Origin of the sequence: Dactylosporangium sp. NPDC051541, from assembly GCF_044454505.1 — a bacterium.
Taxonomy (GTDB): domain Bacteria; phylum Actinomycetota; class Actinomycetes; order Mycobacteriales; family Micromonosporaceae; genus Dactylosporangium.
On sequence record NZ_JBITDU010000002.1, the window covers coordinates 899161 to 918205 of the forward strand.

At 71.2% G+C, this 19045-nt stretch carries 22 protein-coding genes and 1 pseudogene; 11 read left to right on the forward strand and 12 right to left on the reverse strand.

The genetic code is table 11. From position 1 onward, the window contains the following. Window positions 1–45 precede the first annotated feature (45 nt). The gene (locus ACIA8L_RS12195; protein WP_395903385.1) at window positions 46–1416 is read left to right on the forward strand and encodes a S8 family peptidase; all 1371 of its coding nucleotides are present in this window, start codon (window positions 46–48) and stop codon (window positions 1414–1416) included. A 58-nt stretch (window positions 1417–1474) separates the two neighbouring features. Here the strand turns inward: ACIA8L_RS12195 and ACIA8L_RS12200 are convergent, their stop codons facing one another. Beyond that, on the reverse strand, window positions 1475–1906 hold the full coding sequence (locus ACIA8L_RS12200; protein ID WP_395903387.1) for a hypothetical protein: 432 nt from the start codon (window positions 1904–1906) through the stop codon (window positions 1475–1477). A gap of 558 nt (window positions 1907–2464) precedes the next feature. Between ACIA8L_RS12200 and ACIA8L_RS12205 the strand changes: the two genes are divergently transcribed. After that, window positions 2465–2731 carry a hypothetical protein gene (locus ACIA8L_RS12205; protein ID WP_395903389.1) on the forward strand — a complete coding sequence of 89 codons (267 nt, stop codon included), beginning with the start codon at window positions 2465–2467 and terminating at the stop codon, window positions 2729–2731. Between the two features lie 29 nt (window positions 2732–2760). Here ACIA8L_RS12205 and ACIA8L_RS12210 read toward each other — a convergent pair whose 3' ends face one another. The 3 genes from ACIA8L_RS12210 to ACIA8L_RS12220 all read right to left on the reverse strand — a co-directional run bounded on the left by ACIA8L_RS12210 (window position 2761) and on the right by ACIA8L_RS12220 (window position 4060). Further along, window positions 2761–3021 carry a hypothetical protein gene (locus ACIA8L_RS12210; RefSeq protein WP_395903391.1) on the reverse strand — a complete coding sequence of 87 codons (261 nt, stop codon included), beginning with the start codon at window positions 3019–3021 and terminating at the stop codon, window positions 2761–2763. 158 nt (window positions 3022–3179) lie between these two features. Further along, on the reverse strand, window positions 3180–3344 hold the full coding sequence (locus tag ACIA8L_RS12215; protein ID WP_395903393.1) for a hypothetical protein: 165 nt from the start codon (window positions 3342–3344) through the stop codon (window positions 3180–3182). A gap of 59 nt (window positions 3345–3403) precedes the next feature. After that, window positions 3404–4060 carry a winged helix-turn-helix transcriptional regulator gene (locus ACIA8L_RS12220; protein WP_395903395.1) on the reverse strand — a complete coding sequence of 219 codons (657 nt, stop codon included), beginning with the start codon at window positions 4058–4060 and terminating at the stop codon, window positions 3404–3406. Window positions 4061–4172: 112 nt separating this feature from the next. Here ACIA8L_RS12220 and ACIA8L_RS12225 point away from each other — a divergent pair, with 112 nt between their 5' ends. Continuing rightward, window positions 4173–5408 (forward strand): vanadium-dependent haloperoxidase, encoded by a 1236-nt coding sequence (locus ACIA8L_RS12225; protein WP_395903397.1) that lies wholly within the window; start codon window positions 4173–4175, stop codon window positions 5406–5408. Window positions 5409–5436: 28 nt separating this feature from the next. On the opposite strand, the gene ACIA8L_RS12230 is transcribed toward ACIA8L_RS12225, so the two are convergent. Together ACIA8L_RS12230 and ACIA8L_RS12235 are read right to left on the reverse strand one after the other, a co-directional pair. Next, the gene (locus tag ACIA8L_RS12230; protein WP_395903399.1) at window positions 5437–6342 is read right to left on the reverse strand and encodes a hypothetical protein; all 906 of its coding nucleotides are present in this window, start codon (window positions 6340–6342) and stop codon (window positions 5437–5439) included. Window positions 6343–6351: 9 nt separating this feature from the next. Beyond that, window positions 6352–7137, reverse strand: a complete 786-nt coding sequence (locus ACIA8L_RS12235; RefSeq protein ID WP_395903401.1) for an FAD:protein FMN transferase — start codon at window positions 7135–7137, stop codon at window positions 6352–6354. A 117-nt stretch (window positions 7138–7254) separates the two neighbouring features. On the opposite strand from ACIA8L_RS12235, the gene ACIA8L_RS12240 reads away from it, so the two are divergent. Further along, window positions 7255–8724: an FG-GAP repeat domain-containing protein gene (locus ACIA8L_RS12240; protein WP_395903403.1), complete on the forward strand. Its 1470-nt coding sequence runs from the start codon at window positions 7255–7257 to the stop codon at window positions 8722–8724. A 64-nt stretch (window positions 8725–8788) separates the two neighbouring features. On the opposite strand, the gene ACIA8L_RS12245 is transcribed toward ACIA8L_RS12240, so the two are convergent. Further along, the gene (locus ACIA8L_RS12245; RefSeq protein ID WP_395903405.1) at window positions 8789–9262 is read right to left on the reverse strand and encodes a 2'-5' RNA ligase family protein; all 474 of its coding nucleotides are present in this window, start codon (window positions 9260–9262) and stop codon (window positions 8789–8791) included. Window positions 9263–9340: 78 nt separating this feature from the next. Here ACIA8L_RS12245 and ACIA8L_RS12250 point away from each other — a divergent pair, with 78 nt between their 5' ends. The 4 genes from ACIA8L_RS12250 (at window position 9341) to ACIA8L_RS12265 (ending at window position 11758) form a co-directional block, all read left to right on the forward strand. Continuing rightward, the gene (locus ACIA8L_RS12250; RefSeq protein ID WP_395903407.1) at window positions 9341–9742 is read left to right on the forward strand and encodes an Imm10 family immunity protein; all 402 of its coding nucleotides are present in this window, start codon (window positions 9341–9343) and stop codon (window positions 9740–9742) included. A gap of 148 nt (window positions 9743–9890) precedes the next feature. Continuing rightward, window positions 9891–10289, forward strand: coding sequence for a hypothetical protein (locus tag ACIA8L_RS12255; protein WP_395903409.1), 399 nt, complete (start codon window positions 9891–9893; stop codon window positions 10287–10289). Window positions 10290–10681: 392 nt separating this feature from the next. Further along, a complete protein-coding gene (locus ACIA8L_RS12260; RefSeq protein WP_395903391.1) occupies window positions 10682–10942 on the forward strand; it encodes a hypothetical protein in 261 nt (86 codons plus the stop codon). A gap of 78 nt (window positions 10943–11020) precedes the next feature. Further along, window positions 11021–11758, forward strand: a complete 738-nt coding sequence (locus ACIA8L_RS12265) for a fibronectin type III domain-containing protein (protein WP_395903411.1) — start codon at window positions 11021–11023, stop codon at window positions 11756–11758. A 126-nt stretch (window positions 11759–11884) separates the two neighbouring features. Here the strand turns inward: ACIA8L_RS12265 and ACIA8L_RS12270 are convergent, their stop codons facing one another. Further along, window positions 11885–12121: a hypothetical protein gene (locus ACIA8L_RS12270; protein ID WP_395903413.1), complete on the reverse strand. Its 237-nt coding sequence runs from the start codon at window positions 12119–12121 to the stop codon at window positions 11885–11887. Here ACIA8L_RS12270 and ACIA8L_RS12275 point away from each other — a divergent pair. Next, entirely contained in the window at window positions 12111–12815 is a 705-nt protein-coding gene (locus tag ACIA8L_RS12275) for a hypothetical protein (RefSeq protein WP_395903415.1), read from the forward strand. The two genes, ACIA8L_RS12270 and ACIA8L_RS12275, sit on opposite strands and share 11 nt — an antisense overlap. A gap of 35 nt (window positions 12816–12850) precedes the next feature. Here the strand turns inward: ACIA8L_RS12275 and ACIA8L_RS12280 are convergent, their stop codons facing one another. The 3 genes and pseudogenes from ACIA8L_RS12280 to ACIA8L_RS12290 all read right to left on the reverse strand — a co-directional run bounded on the left by ACIA8L_RS12280 (window position 12851) and on the right by ACIA8L_RS12290 (window position 14878). Further along, a complete protein-coding gene (locus tag ACIA8L_RS12280; RefSeq protein ID WP_395904194.1) occupies window positions 12851–13285 on the reverse strand; it encodes a cellulose binding domain-containing protein in 435 nt (144 codons plus the stop codon). Next, a pseudogene (locus tag ACIA8L_RS12285) lies at window positions 13280–14424 on the reverse strand (PQQ-dependent sugar dehydrogenase); the annotation flags it as partial. The pseudogene ACIA8L_RS12285 and the gene ACIA8L_RS12280, both read right to left, overlap by 6 nt. A gap of 7 nt (window positions 14425–14431) precedes the next feature. Continuing rightward, window positions 14432–14878: a DUF6326 family protein gene (locus tag ACIA8L_RS12290; protein WP_395903417.1), complete on the reverse strand. Its 447-nt coding sequence runs from the start codon at window positions 14876–14878 to the stop codon at window positions 14432–14434. A 177-nt stretch (window positions 14879–15055) separates the two neighbouring features. Between ACIA8L_RS12290 and ACIA8L_RS12295 the strand changes: the two genes are divergently transcribed. Further along, complete coding sequence (locus ACIA8L_RS12295; protein WP_395903419.1) at window positions 15056–16279, forward strand: sensor histidine kinase; 1224 nt, start codon at window positions 15056–15058, stop codon at window positions 16277–16279. Window positions 16280–16338: 59 nt separating this feature from the next. Beyond that, window positions 16339–16938, forward strand: a complete 600-nt coding sequence (locus ACIA8L_RS12300; protein WP_395904196.1) for a response regulator — start codon at window positions 16339–16341, stop codon at window positions 16936–16938. Window positions 16939–16999: 61 nt separating this feature from the next. On the opposite strand, the gene ACIA8L_RS12305 is transcribed toward ACIA8L_RS12300, so the two are convergent. Beyond that, complete coding sequence (locus ACIA8L_RS12305; RefSeq protein ID WP_395903421.1) at window positions 17000–19039, reverse strand: glycoside hydrolase domain-containing protein; 2040 nt, start codon at window positions 19037–19039, stop codon at window positions 17000–17002. Between the last annotated feature and the right edge of the window lie 6 nt (window positions 19040–19045).

The following is a 19045-nucleotide window of genomic DNA, read 5'->3' on the forward strand; positions in this document are numbered from 1 at the left end:
AAGAGCAGAAGATCCCGGAACCCCACGCCAGAAAGGTCAGTTCCGATGTTCGGATTCAGGCGCAGGCAGCAGCGGCGGCGGGACGAGCCGTTGGGCCGCGACCCGCGACGATCGCAGCAGGATTTCGCGCTGACGAGCCTGCCCGGGCTGCGGGCCGGCCCGGAGCACCACGCCGACAGCGGCGTCGAGTACTTCTACGAGCCCGGCACCGTGCTGGTCCGCGAGGAGTTCCTGGTGCAGGCCGAGGCGATCATGGTCCGCGAGGGCCGGCGGGAGCCGGGCCAGCGCGACCGCCGGGAGCCGCCCCGCGATCGGCCGGACTCACTTCGGGCTTGCATCGTCGAACCGGGCGGGCGGCGGGAAGGGGAGCCGCCCGGCATCGCCGTCGTGGCCGGCACCCGGCTGCTGCCGTTCGGCCTGAAACAGGACGACGAGCACGACACGCTCGGCGTCGCCCGGCAGCTGCGCCGCGAACTCGGCCACGGCGCCGTGTCACTCAACCACCTGGTCCACATCACCGGTGACGCCGGCGTCTGCCCGGCTGACGAGCCAGAGCCGGTCGCTGAGTGTACTGCCCTGTGGCCCGCCCCCGCCAAGGACCGTTTCGCCGGCACCGGCGTGAAGATCGTCGTCGTCGACACCGGCCTGGACCACGACACGGTGGTCCGGCACCCGTTCATGGCCGGCGTCGAGGGCGAATGCGACCGGCAGGTGACGCCCGGGCGGCGCCCGCAGCTGCTGCGGTACGCAGGCCACGGCACCTTCATCGCCGGGCTCATCCGCACCGTCGCACCGGGCGCCGAGGTGATGGTGCGGCACTTCCTCAGCTTCGCCGGCAAGCAGCTCGAGTCGGAGCTCGCGCCGATGCTGTCGTGCTCGCTCGACGAGGACGACCCGGACATCATCAGCATGTCCGCCGGCACCCAGACCTGGGACGGCAGCGGCCTGCTCAGCCTGGCCGCGTTCAACGAGCGGCAGCTGCGCCATCATAAGGGGGTCGTGCTGGTCGCCGCGGCCGGCAACGACAGCTCCCGCACCCCGTTCTGGCCGGCGGCGGCACCGTTCGCCATCTCGGCCGGATCACTCAACCGCACCCTCGACGACCGGGCCGACTTCACGAACTTCGGCGGCTGGGTCGACTGCTACACGCACGGCCAGGACGTCGTCGGGATCTTCCCGAAGGGGTCGTACCAGTACGGCGAGGGCCGCTGGGAGCACGCGAACCCGCCGCGGGTCGTGGACTTCACCGGCCTGGCGCGGTGGAGCGGCACATCGTTCTCGACACCGATCGTCGCCGCGCTCATCGCGGCCCGCATGTCCCACACCGGCGAGAACGGGCAGACCGCCGCGGCGGCCCTGCTCCGCACGGCGCAGGCGGCGGCGCGCCCCGGCGTGGGCGCGATCCTGCTGCCGTGAGCCGATTCGCGAGTGCTACCGCGGGCCGGGTGGCGGCCCGCGGTACCACCGAGTCTTGCTACTTGCCCTTCAGGCAGAGCACGGTGCCCTTCTTGCCCGACTTGCCCTCCCAATAGGTGGCGGTCGCGTCGGCGAACTGGTCGCAGACGCCGGCCGTGTCGACCTCGGTCTCGGACTTGTCCTCGACCCGGCCGAGCACCGTGAAGTTGGCGTCGGCGCTGTCACACTTGACGATCGACAGGTCGTTGGCGCCCTTCTGGTGCAGGCAGTCACCGACCTTGGCGTTCAGGGCGTCGTCCCGGCTGAGGTACCAGCCGACGCCGGCCAGGACGATCAGGACGACGATCGAGATCACCAGCCGCGGAACCTTGATGCCCTTCTTGGCCGGGGCGGCCGGAGCCTGGCCCGGCGCCGCCACGGGTGCCTGCGGCGGCTGACCCGGAATCGGCTGGCCCGGGGCCGGCGGCTGCTGCTGGGGTGGTGTGGTCATGGTGTTTCGTGCCTCCCGTTGAATGCGTACCGGGTAGTGCTACCGGCTGAGAGGCCTTTCGTCGATACCCCGCCCACTTTCTGACGTGTGATCGTAATCGCTCACAACCCGCCGCTCTTTGTCCATTACCCACAGCCACTTTTGTCGCCCGGCACCACGTCGGAGCGGGAGAAACTACGGAGTGCGATGGTCAGCAGGGAGTGAAGAAGAGCTGACGGTAACCGGACGTGACACCTCACGACCCGGACGGCTGCCCGCACCCGGTCCACGGGCGGCTGCACGGGAATGGCACCCGCCGATCCCACAGCATGAGATCGACACGCGTCGCTCAGCCGCGTTCACCAGCTCGTAACCCCGAAGGCGCCGAGGATGGCAAGCTCGTCGGCGCTGAGACTGACGGTGCAGAACTGACCATCAGCCCGAGTGCTACGACGGCCGGCGCGTGGCTGGCCGTCCACAGCGAACCCGACAAGTGCAAACGCTTCCTTGGATGCGCCCTTTCTTGGCGACGCTCACCAGCCTTGCCGACGTCGTTTTCGCAGGTCTGTGTAAACGTCGTTGGCGGAGGTCTTCGTCTTTCTGGTCGACGCCGCCCCACAGGCGGTGGCGCTGGCGGCCGCGCCCGCGGTGATGATCGTGCCGCTGAGAATGCTGCTGACGTGGGCGAAGCAGGGGCGGGGTCGACCACGTCGTACCATCGTCGCGGCTGAGCTCGTAGCGAACGATCGCGCCGCCGCCGTCCTCGCCGGAGCGCCAGCAGAAGTCGGCGGTGTCGTACGTGGCGGTCGCCGTCATCGAGACGGGCGGCGCGGGCCGTTCGCGTGAACCGCAGATTGACCGGCGTGCCGGCCAACTCATGGAGTGGCGTGGTCGCGGAGCCATGCGGCGTACCCGCGCGTGCCCTCGAGGCCGCCGTACCACTGTGACCAGCTCTTCGCGATCGTCGTGATCGGGCGGTCGATCAGCATGCGCGCGGTCTCGTCGTCGCCGCACTGGATAGCGGCCTCGATCGCGTGATGGTGACGCAGCTCGGCCCGCATCCCGGGCACCGTCACGGTCACGAGCTCGTGGGCCAGGGCCGCCTGCAGCGTGGCGATGTCAGCGCCTTGGACCACGGCCCACACCTCGTCACCGAGCCCTTCGAACCCGGGCCGGAGTTTCAGGGCGTGCGTCCGAAGAGCGGCACCGGGACGGTGGCCTACCCATCATGACGCGGTCCGGCGTGACGTGTGACGGTATCGATCCAAGCGCTCGCCAGGCGCGTCTGGAGCGGTCAGGTTCGTAGCATCGATTCGTACGGCCCGTGCTCGCTGATCGGCCGGTAGTTGGGCCGCTCCGGCGTGTCGTACTGGCGGATCTCGTCGTCGCAGCGGGCCAGGTAGGCGCGCAGGTCGTCAAGCCACGGCGTGGCCCTGATCTGCGCGAGAAGATCGGTCACGCCGATCATCATAGAGAGACGCGCCCGGGCCGACCGGGTGGAGTGTCCGTGGCCGTGGGCTACGGCGGGGCGAAGGGGCTGGTGCCGATCCAGGTTGGGAAGGCCTGACGGAGGGGTGGGGGGCCGTGCAGGTCGATCCGGCCGTCGTGCACGGCCGTGCGCAGGTCGCAGCGGCCCAGGAAGGCTTCGGCCAGGGTTTGGAGGTCGGCTTCGATGTACAGGTCTACGTCGTGGCCCGGGTCGGTTGTGCACAGGTCGGCGGTCGGGGGGCGGACCACGAGCCAGAAGGCCGGTGGGCGGGTGCGGGGGCGGAAGCGGAACTGCATGACGGTGCGGCCCGGTGGGAGGTTGGCCAGGTGGAGGCGGCGGCGGAGGAACCACATGAGCAGGCCCGCGTCCAGGTGGTCGGCGTGCAGTTCGGAGGCGGCGAACCGGTAGCCCCAGTGGCCAAGTGCCTCGACCACCGGGCGGAGCGCGGCGCCGGCCTCGGTGAGGTGATACTCGGGGCCCGGGCGGCGCTCCAGCAGGCCCATGTGTTCGAGGCTCGCCAGGCGTTGGGCGAGCAGCGCGCGGGAGATCCTCGGGACGCCGCGGTGCAGGTCGTTGAAGCGGTGGCTGCCGGCCAGCAGCTCCCGCAGGATCAGCGGCGTCCAGCGCTCGGCGAACATCTCGGCGCCGAGGGCGACCGGGCAGAACTGGCCGTACGTCGTGTGCACCCCGTCATCGTCGGCCTGCGGGCGGTACCGGAACAAGTGCAGTTTCTGAACCGCCGCCCGCGTTCAGAAGCCGCACTATCGATGCGTCGCGGCCGGGGCGGACGGTGGGGGCATGAAGCTACTGCCCGCATTTTTCATGACCGCGGCATTGGTACCGATCGTCGTCGCCCCGCACCACGACCGGGGTCCGGCCGAGGTGATCGTCGCGTGGAACCAAGTGTTGCTGGACGCGCTCACCACCGCACAGGCCGCGCCGCCCCCGGCGATGCGAGCCGGCGCGATCGTGGCGGTGTCGGTGTTCGACGCGGTCGACGGCGTGACGGCGGAGTACCGGCCGTACGCGGTCACCGGCCGGCCACCGCGTGACACGTCCGCCCCGGCCGCCGCCGCCGCGGCCGCGCACCGGTCGCTGAGCGTGCTGTTCCCGGCGCAGCGGGCGACGTTCGACGCCCGGCTCGCGGCGACCCTGGCCGGCCTGCCGGAGCGGGACCGGGCCACCGGCGCCGTCGACCGCGGGGTCGCGTGGGGCGTGACGGTCGCCGACACCGTCCTCGCACTTCGCGCGGACGACGGCTTCACGGCAGTACCCCCGACGTATTCGGCCGGTTCGGAGCCCGGCCGCTGGCAGCCGACCCCACCGGCCTTCCCGGCCGCGCCGGCGTTCCGGCAGTTCGCGACGATGCGGCCGTGGACACTGCGGTCACCGGCGCAGTTCCGGCCGCCGGCACCACCGGCGCTGACCGGCGCCCGCTACGCCCGGGACCTCGCCGAGGTGCGCGCACTCGGCGGTCAGGCGAGCACCGGCCGTAGCGCGTTCGACACGCAGACGGCCCAGTTCTGGCAGTCGGCCCCGCCGATCGTGCTGTGGGACCCGGTCGCCGACACCCTCATCACCGGCCACCACCTGGGCCTGACCGCCGCGGCCCGGCTCCTCGCCCACGTCAACCTGGCCATGGCCGACACGGTGATCGCGGTGTGGAACGCCAAGAACGTCTACGACACCTGGCGGCCGGTCACCGCGATCCAGCGCACCGACCCGGCGTGGCAGCCGCTGCTGGCGACGCCGGCGTTCCAGGAGTACCCGGCCGGGCACCCCGCGGTCAGCCAGTCCGCCGCGGCCGTGCTCGCCCAGCGGTTCGGGGACCGGACGCGGTACACGCTGACGTCACCCGGTATGCCGGGCGTGACCCGGACCCTGCCGAGCTTCTCCGCCGGGGTCGCGCAGACCAGCGACGCCCGGGTCTTCGGCGGCATCCACTTCCGTTTCGCCTGCGACGCCGCGACCGGCATGGGCCGCGCGGTCGCCGCCCACGTCACCGCGACTACCCTGCGGCGCTCCAGCGGGTGAACGGCTGAGCGGCCGGGCGGCTGAGTCGCTAGCGGGCGCCCAGATCGGCGGCGTCGCGGAAGACGAGGCGGTGCGGGTTCTGGCCGTAGTGCGGCTCGAAGCGCCGGGGGAGGCCGGGGCGCAGGGCCGGGGCGAGGGCCTCGAACACGCGGGCGATCGCGGCGTCGTCGAAGTCGCGGTAGTCCTCGGTGGCCTGGAGCCAGACGCCGCCGGCGGTCAGCTGACGGACGTCGGCGAAGGCCCGGCTATCGCGGAGGCGGTCGATGCCGCCGAGGCGGGGCAGCAGGTCCTCGGCGACGATCGTCACCCAGGAGTAGCCGCGCAGGTAGGTGCGGCACTCGTTGAGCGCGTACTCCTGGTATCGCGCCTCGAACGGCATGGTGGCCGGCGGGAACGCGTGCTCCAGGGCCGTCGTCCCGCCCGCGTAGTAGGGGCTCACGTGGCCGAAGCCGGGGTTTGTCGTATCGGCGAAGCGCAGGAGCGCGTCGAGCCAGCGGCGCTGCTCGGCCGGGCCGTCGTGCGGGTCGAGCAGACCGTCCACCAAGGGGTGGCCGGAGAGCTTGAGCCAGCCGGGCGACTGTTCCTTGACGGCGGCGTTGATGACCAGCACCTGCCCGGACTCGTGGCCGAACGCGTCGCGCACCCCGAAGTACAGGTCGGTCTTGTCCGGCCGGCCGCGGCCCACCTCCGCGCGCAGCCAGTCCAGGCCGCCGGGCGACCACGGATGCGCGAGGACCCGCCGGCGGTGCACGCGGATCGTCCCGAACGGCTCGCCCGGCGCCCCGGTCAGCGCGGTGCGGGCGGTCAAGCCGGAGCGGAACAAGGGTCGGACGAGCTCGGAGCCCTCGTCGATCCAGCGGTACATCAGGTCCGCGAACGGCCCGCCGGAGGCATCGACGTCGAGCTGCACATCCATAATGAGGTTCTCGGCCACCGGGCGACTCTAGCCGGGCCAGGCGGCGGTCACCTGGTGCAGGCCGCTGGTGGAGACGACCAGGGCGGCGTAGCCGTCGAGGGTCTCCAGCCAGGGCAGGGAGCGGGGGCCGCGGGCGAAGGCGGCGGTGGCGTAGACGTCCGACCACAGCAGGTCCGGGCCCGTCACCGTCACCGAGCGGGCGCCCTTCGCGGGGCGGCGGGTGTGGGGGTTGACGATGTGGTGGCCGCGGTGGGCGGTGCCGGAGGTGGCGACCGCGCCGGTGCGTAGCGACACGATGTGCAGGAGGGTCTTCGGGTCGTCGGGGTTTTCCACGCCGACGCGCCAGTCCGGGTGGTCGTCGGCGGCGTGGACGAGGACGTCGCCGCCGGCGTTCAGGCACCAGGAGTACCCCCGCAGGCTTTGCAGGAAGACCGCGGCCCGCTCGGCCGCCCAGCCTTTGACCAGACCGGACGGGTCGAAACGGGGCTCGCCGGTCTCCGGCGCCGGGACCCGGCGGCAGTCGAACCAGCCGCCGGTGCGCTCCCGGGCCTCGTCGCACAGGGTCAGGACCTCGGAGAATGTCCCGTCGGCGGCGTCCTTGTCCAGTTCGCCGCGGGACCAGCGGGACAGGTCGCTGTCGTCGCGGTAGGGGCTGAACACGTCGTCGGCGTGGCGGAGTGCGGCGAACGCGGAGTCGACGGCCGCCTCCGCGTCGGCGCCCGTGGGGTCGGGGCCGCGCAGGTGGATGCTGATCGGCAGGCCCATGATCTGGTCGACCCAGGCCCGGCGGGGCAGTCGTGCGGTCGTCGGCATGCCTCCTGGATACACCCCCAACATGTCAGCTACCTGGGAGCCCACCTCTGGTTGCAGTAGACCTCAAGCCGAACTGTAGGAGCTTCCGTGATCGTCTCCCCATCGAAGGGAGACAATATGGAGCTCATCGGTCCCCGGCGCTTCCTCGCGTCGCTGACCACCGTGGTGGTGGCGAGCTTTGGTGCCGTCGCCGTCCAGGCCGCGCTCGACGTGCGGCCGGCCGCCGCGGCCAGCAGCATCGGCGGGCAGATCACCCGCTCCGAGGTGATGTCCCGGGCCACGAACTGGTACAACCGGCGCAACGACTCGGACATGACCTACGACCAGGGCGACAAGACCTGGGACGGCACACATTCCCGGCAGTACCGCACCGACTGCTCCGGCTACGTCGACATGGCCTGGCACCTCGGCAGCGACCCCAACACGACCGGCCTGATGGACAGCGACGTCACGGTCTCGATCAGCCGCAGCCAGCTGCTGCCCGGTGACATCCTCGACGACGTCGTGCGCCACTCCAACGAGAGCTCCGACCACGTCATCATCTTCGGCGGCTGGGAGGACTCGGCGCACACGCTGTTCTGGTTCTACAGCTTCGGCGGCACGCCGCTGACGAAGTACACCCACCGCTCCTTCAGCGACGAGAAGTTCGGCAGCCACCCGGTTTCGGACTATGTGCCGCGGCGGTACAAGAAGATCGTCGACGACACCGTCGAGCCGGACACGCAGCCGGGGCGGCAGCTCGCCGACATCAACGGTGACGGCCGCCCGGAGCTGATCGGCCGCACGGACGAGGGTGAGCTGTTCGCGTACCCCCACAACAGCTCTTCCGCGGTCGCGGGCACGTCGTGGGACGCGCCGATCCAGATCGGGTCGGGGTGGAACGTGTACAACCAGTTCATCTTCGCCGATCTCGACAATGACGGTCTTCCGGAGATTCTCGGCATCAATCCTTCCGGGAACGGCTCATTGATGGTGTACCCGCACAAGCACGGGGTCACCGCGATCGCCGGGACGTCGTGGGATGCGCCGTATCAGATCGGGTCCGGGTGGAACGTCTACGACCAGGTGTTCGTCGCCGACCTCAACGGCGACCACCTGCCCGAACTGCTCGGCCGGACCACGTCGGGCAACGGGCTGCTCATGGCGTACACCCACAAGGCCGGCGTCACCGCGATCCAGGGCACCTCGTGGGACGCCGCGCAGCAGATCGGCTCCGGCTGGAACATCTACTCGATCATCGCCCTGTCCGACCTCAACCACGACGGACTGCCGGAGCTGCTCGGCATCACCAAGTCCGGCAACGGGCTGCTGATGGCGTACCCGCACAAGGCCGGCGTCACCGCGATCGCCGGCACGTCGTGGGACGCGGCCACGCAGATCGGCTCCGGCTGGAACGTCTACGACGCCGTCCTGACCGGCGACCTCAACGCCGACGGCCTGCCCGAGCTCCTCGGCCGGACCGTCGCCGGCAACGGGCTGCTGAAGGCGTACCCGCACAAGGCCGGCAACACCACCATCGCCGGCACCGCCTGGGATGCCGCGGTGCAGATCGGCTCCGGCTGGAACGTGTACACGCTCCTCGACTAGCGCCTATGTCATGCGTTTCCAGGGCCGCCCGCACCTTGTCTGAGGTGCGGGCGGCGCCGCGCCGTCACGACAGGCCGACGACGGTCCGCGTCACGGTGTCGTAGCTGCGCGCCGCCGTACACCACCCACGCATCGGCTCCAGGTCGCCGAACAGCCGCACGGCCGCCGCCCGCCGCTCCACGGGAACCTTCAGCGCCAGGCTGACGTGCGGCACCCACTCCACCGGCGCCGGCCACCGCTCGACCCCGTCCAGCGCCGCCCACGCCAGCGCCCGCACGGCCGTGACCGCCGGCGCCGGCCGCACGCCGAGCACCAGCGCCCGGCCGAGCATCCGCGCTCCTTGCAGCTCCACCTCCACCGGCAACGGCAGCGGCGGCAGGCCTTCGAGCGCGGCCGCGCTCAGCAGGGTGAGATGCGGCCGGTTCGTCGGATGGCGGTGCGTATCAAGGCTCGGCAGCCCGGCCTCGCGCAACCGCCGCCACAGCCCTCGAGTCCACGCCTCGAGCCCCTCGTCCAGCAGCAGTTCGACCGTATGCACACCCCAGACCTAACCACGGAACACCGGGTCGATCTCCGCCGGCATTCCCCGCGGCTGGGCTGTGGTAAGAACGGCGCCATGCCGATCGAGTTCGTCGCGTCCGTGGCTGGCGTCGATGAGGAGTCCTGCCTGGTCGCTGCCGTCGGGGAACGAGATGATGGCACCGGCCGCGCCCTGATCTTCCAGGCCGGCGATGAGCCTCCCGATGCCCAGGACGTCCGGTTGGGCCTGGACACCTACTGTCTGGTCACCGAGCGCCACGGGACGGCATACGGGTGTGTCCGCGAAGTGAGCATCGACGGCGGCCGTATGCGGGTCGTCGTCAGCGAAGACGCCCTCGCCGACCTCGGCCTGGAGGACGCCGAGATCATCGTCGAACTGGCGGCGGATCCGCGGGCGCTCGTGGCCTTCCGGGAGTACCTGGCCCGGATCTTGACGTACGGGCGACCTGACGCCCGGCCGGCAGTACTGCGCGTGTAACCACTGCCGACCGCAAGCCGGATGACGACCGTCGGCGCGTATCGCGGCTATGAGCGCGCACCCGGTCCAGCCCTTCGCGCCCGCTGCGTCTCATCGGCGTGGGGTGGGTGCCGCGGCGTGGCACGAGTGCGAGGATGCGGTGGTGGTCATGGAGCCGCTCCCGAGTTTCGAAGATCTGGTCGGGCTTTTCGGGACTGAACCGACCTACCCGGATGCGACCAGCAGCCTTCCCGAGGACGGTCTTGAAGGCTGGCAACATCCGTGGCCGTACACCTCGGTCAAATTCCAGGCGGTGCGAGACGGATACGAGATCGAACTGGATGTCACGCCGGGCTATGAACAGGTGCGGCTGAGAACGCGGGCCGCGACCGGCGGCGTAGACCTTGTCGATCTCCAACTGACCGGTGTCAGCACCGTTGGGGTCGACCGGACGAAAGGGCGGGAACTACTCCACGTCGACTTCCCGCAAGAATCGCCGGCCGCCACGCTATGGCTGCGCTTGAAGCCTGACGTCTGCCTGCAGTGGGCGTACGGCACAACAGCGTGACCTTGGTTCGTGTGCAGCAATTGCCTTGAGACCTTGTCGCCGACCGTAGTCAGTTCGACGCGCCACCACTCACCAGCGGCGGCATGGAAAGCCAAGGTCCATCCTCAGGGGCATGCTTTGTACGCGCAGATGCCGCACCGGCACTGCGCCCGGGCGACACTCAGCTGCACGCTTGGAACCCTGCATGAGCCTGGCGAGCGCTTGGATCGAAACCGTCCACACGTCACGCCGGACCGCGTCATGATCGGCAGGGCACCGCGAGCTGGCTTCGGTTCTGGCCGACCCGGCGCCCCGATGGCGAGGAAGCGCCGGCGGAGGCGTACGCCAACCTGTGGACGCACACCCTGAAACTCCGGCCCGGGTTCGAAGGGCTCGGTGACGAGGTGTGGGCCGTGGTCCAAGGCGCTGACATCGCCACGCTGCAGGCGGCCCTGGCCCACGAGCTCGTGACCGTGACGGTGCCCGGGATGCGGGCCGAGCTGCGTCACCATCACGCGATCGAGGCCGCTATCCAGTGCGGCGACGACGAGACCGCGCGCATGCTGATCGACCGCCCGATCACGACGATCGCGAAGAGCTGGTCACAGTGGTACGGCGGCCTCGAGGGCACGCGCGGGTACGCCGCATGGCTCCGCGACCACGCCACTCCATGAGTTGGCCGGCACGCCGGTCAATCCGCGGTTCACGCGAACGGCCCGCGCGATGCGTCCTCGGTCGCGATGATGACGATCATGATGAAGCTTGCGGGTCTGACCGTCGCCGTGATGATGCTGGCGGGAGCCGGCACACCATCGGTGCCCGGGCCGCCCGTCTCGATGACGGCGACCGCCACGTACGACACCGCCGACTTCTACTGGCGCTCCGGCGACGACGGCGGCGGCGCGATCGTTCGCTACGAGCTCAGCCGCGACGACGGTACGACGTGGTCGACCCTGCGCACCGAGGAGTTGTCCGACCGGCAGATTCATGCCCGGGTCAGCGGCCTGCACGTCGACCAGGAGTATGTGTTCCGCATCCGTGCTGTGAACCAGCTCGGTCCCGGCGAACCGCTGCTGTGGGCGTTCCGGCCGGTCCCGCGCTCACCGGACGCCCCGACCGGCCTGATCGTCAAGCCGGTCGACCGCGGGGTCGACGTGTCGTTTCGAGCACCACTCATCGACGGCGGGCGAGCGATCACGGGCTACGAGTACAGCCTCGACAACGGCACTGACTGGCACCCGTTCAACCTGTTGCACGACACAACCGGGACGTTCTGCGGCCGGATCGACGGCCTCGTGAACGGCATCGGCTACACGATCATGGTACGGGCACTGAGCGAACGCTACGTGGGACCGGGCCTGGACGCCCGCGCCTCGGCGACACCGGAGCCACAGTCAGCCCCGGCCGCAGCGCCGGTACCGGTCCCGACGAACGCAGGTCCCGGGCCGATCCCGGCAGTGACCGCACCGCCGGCCACCTGCGGCCCGTGACAGCGGCTCGAGCCCATCTCGTCCGCTGCACCGGCCGGCACCCTCCGCACGAGGCGAGGCCCTCGGCCCGGTCGGCGAGGCGCCAGGTTTGCGGAAACAGCACCGGACAGGGGTACCCACACTTGATCATGGAATGGTGACGATCGAGCGTTGGGCTCTGGTGCGGACGGCGGCCGGTGCGGCGGGTGCGACCGTTGTGGCGGTCGCGGCGGCGGTGTTGGTGAACGGGGCGAGCGCGGCCCACGTGGTGGAGTCGCCGTGTCTCAACGGCACGACGCCCGAGCCGAACAGCACGGTCACGTGCACGGTGCCCGGCTCGTACCGGTTGACGATGCCGGCCGGGACGACGTCGGTGACGATCACGGCGGTCGGCGGCGGCGGGTCGAGCAGCTACCTCACCCCCTTGAACGGCGGCAACGGCGCCCAGGTCGTGGGTACCGCAACGCTGCCGGCGGGCGCCGACGCGCTCTACGTCATCGTCGGAGCCGGCGGACAGGCCGATCCCGACACCGCGCGGATGCCGGGCGGCGGCGGTTCCGGCGTCCTCGCGATCGACGCGGCGAACACGGTACGGTCGAAACTGGTCATCGCCGGCGGCGGTGGCGGAGCCGGCTGGTCGGCGGTCGGTGGCAACGCGGGCGAGGACGCGCCCAACGGCGGGGCCGCCGGCGGCGGGCACCAGGGCGGCGCCGCGACCGGCGGAGCGGCCGGCGCGACCGACCCGAATACGGTCGCCGGCCCGACGGAGGGCGGCGCCTTCAACGCAACCACGCTCGCCGTGGCCGCCGGCGGCAGCGGTGCCCAGAACTGGAACACCTACTACGCCGGCGGCGACGGCGGGGGCGGCTGGACCGGTGGCGGCGGGGGCGGCTGGGGCATGGCCACGGACGGCGGCGGAGGCGGCGGCGGCTCCAGCAATGTGGACGCCCCGTACTTCACGCTCACCTCCCAGGGCATCGCGGCCGGCACCGGCGGCGTCGCACCCGGTGGTTTCCAGTACGGCAACGGCGCCGACGGCACGGTGACCCTCACCTTCGCCGGTCCGCAGCCATCATGACCGGGACATCGCCGCGAATGCCGAGGTGAACGCGGTCAGGTGCACTGGCGGCCGTTGAGTTGGAACGCGGCCGGGCGGGTGTTCGGGCCCGAGTACGTCGCCTGGAAGCCGAAGCTCACGGTGCCGCCGGCCGGCACTGTCGCGTTCCAGGCCGCGTTGCGGGCCGTCACGGCGGTGCCCGACTGGGTCGTCTGGCTGTTCCAGGAGTTGGTGATCTGCTGGTTGCCCGGGAAGGTCCACGTCAGTGTCCAGCCGTTCAGCGCCGCGCCGCGGTTGGAGATCGTCACCGTGGCGGTGAAGCCCGTGTTCCACTGACTGACGTCCCACTGCACCGAGCAGTCCCCGGCGCCACTGGAAGACGCCGACGCCGAGGCCGAGCCAGAGGCCGAGGCGGAAGGAGACGCGGAGCGGGATGCCGAGGCGGACACCGACGCCGACGGGGACGTGGTGGTCGAGGGCGGGAAGCGCACTACGCGGTCGTCGGTGGCGGTCGGGGTACCGCGGCCGTCGCGGTTGCTCGTGGTGATCCACAGCCAGCCGTCCGGACCGACGACGACGGTGCGCAGGCGGCCGTAGGTGCCCTGCAGTTCTGCCGTCGGGGTGCCGACGCCGCCGTTGCCGTTGAGCGGCACAGTCCACAGGCGCCGACCGGCCAGCGCCGCGGCGAAGAGAGTGTTGTTCGCGATGGCGGCGCCGCTGGGCGAGGACTCCGAGGTGCTCCACACCAGCAGCGGGTTGCGGAACCGGGTGTCGTTGCCCATGCCCTCGACCGTCGGCCAGCCGTAGTTGCCGCCGGCCACGATCAGGTTGACCTCGTCCCACGTGTTCTGGCCGAACTCGGTGGCGTAGAGCCGGCCCGCGCTGTCCCACGCCAGGCCCTGCACGTTGCGGTGCCCCATGCTGTAGACCAGCGAGCCGGCGAACGGGTTGCCGCTCGCCGGGACGCCGCCGTCGGGGCGCATCCGCAGGATCTTGCCGTTGAGGCTCGGCACGTTCTGCGCGTTCGCGGTCTGGCCCGCGTCGCCGACACCGGCGTACAACATGCCGTCCGGGCCGAACGCGATCCGGCCGCCGTTGTGAATACTGGCCTTGGCCAGGCCGCTCAGCACCACCTCCGGCGTCTGCGGGCTGGCCAGCCGGAAGCGCACGATGCGGTTGTCCGCGCTCGCGGTGAGGTACGCGTAGACGTAGCTGTCCTGCGCGTACGTCGGCGAGACGGCCAGGCCGAGCAGCCCGCCCTCGCCGCTGGGGGCCACGCCGGGCACCTGCGCCACCGGCACCGCGGCCGAGCCGGGCCGCAGCTGCAGGATCCGGCCGCTCATCCGCTCGGCGACCAGAGCGCTGCCGTCAGGCAGGAAGGCCAGGCCCCACGGCACCTCCAGGCCGCCGGCGACGACGTCGGGCCGGGTGAGGTCGAAGCCGCCGCTCGCCTGGAGAGCCGCGCCGGTCTGGTCGGGCGCGGTCGCCGCGTAGGCGCCGCCGCCGAAGACGAGCGCCACGGCCGCGCCGGCGAGCACGAGTCGCATTCGCATGCCGTCACCCCTTTGGCCGGGACCGAAATCTACATGCGTCAATGTAATGGCCGGTGCGGCCGGGCGCTCGTTTTCACGGTACTTTCACACGGCGGGGGTTCGAGGCCATGTCCAGGCCGAACGCAGGATGAAGGCCAGGAGCAGCACCTCGATGCCGATGGAGAGGCCGTAGAAGGAGGCCCAGTCCCAGGACTCCCCGACCGCGTTGAACACCGAGAAGGGGATGTAGAGCAATGCGACGACGAGGTTCGTGGCGCGGCTCCCCCGGGCGGGCAGCGTCATGGAGAGCATCACCATCAGGGCCGGGATCGCCACGGACGCGACGAACACGGTCAGCAACGTCCCGCTGATGTCGAACTCGAAGACGACGCCACCCCGGATCTCGTCGATGGCGCCGGGCTTGTAGAGGTGGAAGTAGTCGACGTAGATGTAGAGGAACATGAAGCTCGTCCATGCGGCCGCGAGCTTGGCCGGCACGGGGATCGGCGGGCTGTCGAGCCGGCTCGGGGTGTTCGTTCGGATGCCGCTCATCGTTGCTCACTTCCGTAGTCGTCTTCGGCTGTCCGTTCCGGTGATGTGCAACAGACTGCTGGAGCGGCCGGATACGCCGCTACGAGCCGACGTCGATGGCGGCGGGCCGAAGGTCGGCACCGCGGGATCGACTTTGGTCGGATGCCGTGGGGCCCGCACCGGCCATACCCTGTGATCGTGACGGCCCCGGCGGACCCGCAGGATCGCAGCCCGCTACCGGCGGGTGTGATCGGCGCGGCCGGCAACGACCCGGTGCGCCCGGCCGGGCCCACGGCCCGCGATCGGCTGGTCGACGCCCTGTGTTTCCTGCTGGCCGGCGGCGTCACGGTGCTGACCCTGGTCGACAGCCGCGCGCAACACATCGCACCGGCGCCGCTCGCCGTGGACCTCATCCTCGGCGGGCTGTGCTGCCTCGGGGTGTGGCTGCGCCGGCGCCGGCCGGTCGGCCTGGCCGTGGTCGTGGGTCTGGTCAGCGTCTACTCGACGTCGGCGGCGGGCGCGGCGCTCGTCGCGCTGTTCACCGTCGCGGTCCACCGGCGCTTCACGGTCGTCGCCCCGATCGTGGCCGGATACGCGCTCGTACCGTTCGTGACGCTGCTGGTCCGCCCGGACGTCCCGGTCGGACCCTGGTCGCAGATCGTGCTGGGCGTCGTCTTCGCGCTCGCGGTACTCGCCTGGGGCATGTTCGTGCGGGCCCGGCGCCAGTCGCTGCGGGAGCGGGCCGGGCGGGTCGAGGCCGAGCAGGAACTGCGCGTCGCCGAAGCCCGCCAGGGCGAACGCAACCGGATCGCCCGGGAGATGCACGACGTGCTCGCCCACCGCCTGTCCCTGCTGAGCCTGCACGCCGGGGCGCTGGAGCTGCGCCCCGACGCCGCCCCCGAGGAGGTCGCCCGGGCCGCCGGGGTGGTCCGGGCCAGCGCCTACCAGGCGCTGGAGGACCTCCGGGAGGTGATCGGCGTCCTGCGTGCCGGTGCCGAGGGGTCCGACGAGACGCCGGAACGGCCGCAGCCCACCCTGGCCGACGTCCCGGACCTCGTCGAGCAGTCGCGGCGCGCCGGGATGCGGGTACGGCTCGACTGGCCGACCGACGCGCTCGGCGCCGTACCGGCCGGTGCGGGGCGCAGCGCGTACCGGATCGTGCAGGAAGGGCTGACCAACGCCCGCAAGCACGCCCCCGACGGCGAGGTGGCCGTCACCGTCCGGGCCGCCCCGGGCGACGGCGTAACCGTCGAGATCCGCAACCCGTACCCGGCCGCGACCAGGCCGGCCGGCATCCCCGGCGCCGGCATCGGCCTCATCGGGCTCACCGAACGGGCTGCCCTCGCCGGCGGACGCCTCGAACACGGCCGCACCCCCGCCGGTGACTTCCGGCTCAAGGTCTGGCTACCGTGGCCTACGTGAACGCACCGGTGCGGGTCCTCATCGTCGACGACGACCCGCTCGTGCGGGCCGGCCTCACCATGGTCATCGGCGGCTCGCCGGACATCACCGTGGTGGGCGAGGCCGGCGACGGAAGCGAAGTGGCCGCCGCCGTCGACGCGTGCGCCCCGGACGTGGTGCTGATGGACATCCGCATGCCCACCCTCGACGGCCTGGCCGCCACCGAACAGCTCCGCGCCCGGCCCGACCCACCCGAGGTCATCGTCCTGACCACCTTCGACGCCGACGAGTACGTCCTGCGCGCCCTGCGCGCCGGGGCCAGCGGCTTCCTGCTCAAACACACCCCACCGGCCGAGATCCTGCGCGCCGTCGCGCGGGTCGCGGCCGGCGAACCCATCCTGTCGCCGACCGTCACCCGACGGCTCATCGCCCACCTCAGCGACACCGGCGCCGCCGCCCGGCAGCAGCGCGCCACCATCGCGCTGCGTCAGCTCAGCGAGCGCGAACGCGAGGTCGCCATCGCCGTCGGGCGGGGCCGGTCCAACGCCGAGATCGCGGGCGAGCTGTTCATGAGCGTGGCCACCGTGAAGGCCCACATTTCCCGCATACTCACCAAACTCGATCTCAACAACCGTACCCAGGTCGCCCTGCTCGCCCACGACGCCGGCCTCACCGGCTGACGCCTTAACCTTCCGGGCCCCGCCCGCACCGGCCAAGGTGCGGGCGGGGTCAGGAGCGGCGCTAGTCGAGCAGCGTGTACACGTTCCAGCCGGAGCCGATCTGCACGGCCGGGTCCCAGGAGTTGCCGGCGATGGTCGTGACGCCGGCCTTGTGCGCGTAGGCCTTCAGCAGCCCGTTCCCGGACGTGGTGCGGCCGAGAAGCTCGGGCAGCCCGTCGCCGTTGAGGTCGCCGGTCATCACCGCGTCGTACACGTTCCACCCGGACCCGATCTGCAGCGCCGCATCCCACGACGTGCCGGCGATCGCGGTGACGCCGGCCTTGTGCGGGTACGCCATCAGCAGCCCGTTCCCGGAGGTGGTGATACCCAGCAGCTCCGGCCGCCCGTCATGGTTCAGGTCGGACAGGGCGATGACCGAGTAGATGTTCCACCCCGACCCGATCTGCACCGCCGCATCCCAGGACGTGCCCTGGATCGCCGTGACGCCGGCCTTGTGCGGGTAGGCCATGAGCAGCCCGTTGCCCGACGTCGTGCGGCCCAGGAGCTCCGGCAGGCCGTCGTTGTTCAGGTCGGCCACGAACACCTGGTCGTAGACGTTCCACCCGGACCCGATCTGATACGGCGCATCCCACGACGTCCCGGCGATCGCGGTGACCCCGTGCTTGTGCGGGTACACCATCAACGAGCCGTTCCCGGAAGGATTGATGCCGAGAATCTCCGGAAGACCGTCATTGTCGAGATCGGCGAAGATGAACTGGTTGTACACGTTCCACCCCGACCCGATCTGGATCGGCGCGTCCCACGATGTGCCGGCAATGGCGGAAGAGCTGTTGTGGGGGTACGCGTACAGCGCCCCGGACGTGTTGCGGCCGATGAGCTCGGGGCGCCCGTCGCCGTTGACATCGGCCAGCTGCCGGCCCGGCTGCGCGGCCGTGGTCGCCGGCCCGTCGAGCTGCACGTCGAGGTAGTCGCTGTCGATGTTGATCGTGACGCCGCCGTAGGTCTCGTTGTGGCCGCCCGAGTACTGGTGGATGCGCTGGTGGTCGGCCCAGCGGTTGCTCGGGATGTCGGGGTCGGAGGTGTTCGCGGCCGTGCCCCAGTGCGCGAAGTCGATGATGTCGGGCATCTCGTAGTCGTTGTAATGGTCGACCAGGTCGCTGATGCCGGACGAGACGCTGCTGTACATGCCGGAGCTGTAGCCCTTCGCGTGCAGCTCCTTCGTCCAGGCGTCCATGAAGACCATGACCGTCGTCGTGGAGCTCGACGAGTAGGACTCCATGTCGAAGATGATCGGGCTGCCCGGGCCGAAGCCGAGGGCGGCCGCCTTGGCCACGGCGTCGTCGGCCTCGGCCTTGCCGTCGGCGGCCGGTGCGGTGATGTGGCTGCAGCCGCACGTGGTGGTCGGGGCCTGCTTGCCGACGTACAGCAGGAAGAAGTGCCAGCCGGCGGCGACCTGGGCGGAGACGTAGCTCGCGGTCAGGTTGGGCTGCGAGCAGCTGCGGTTCTCACCGCCGATGTAGACGCCGACGGCCCGGTACGACGAGGCCTTCCACGCGTTGAGGGCCGACGCGCTCGGTGCGGTACACGGGTCGAAGCCCTTGCCCGTGTAGTTCGTCGCACTGATCGGCACGGCCGCGAGCGCCGGCGCCGCGGTTCGAGGGGCAACGGCGGCACTGGTCGAGGAGACACTGCCGAAGACGGCGGCGGCGGTACTCCTATCGCTGCCGAACGTCACCTGGACGTGCACGGCCCCGGCGACCGTGTCGAGCTGGCCCGGGGTCTCCCCGCCGGACGGGGTCGACGCGCCGACCGGCTCCAGCAGGACGGCTTCCGTGCGGCCGAACAGGTGCGAGGGGCAGGCCTGGTCGGCGGCGGGCGTACCGACGTAGACGGCGTGCACGTCGTACCGGACGCAGGTTCCGGTGGTGGCGGCGAGGTCGATGACGGGCCAGGCCGCCGGCACCGTCACCGAGGTGCCGTTGTAGGTGATCCGGCGCTGGTCGGCCGGGGCCGCCTGGGCCGGGTGCGCGGCGGTCAGGACCGCGGCGAGGGTGATCGCGCCGGCCGCGAGGGCCCGCAGCGTGATGCGACGTAGGGCCAAGATCTG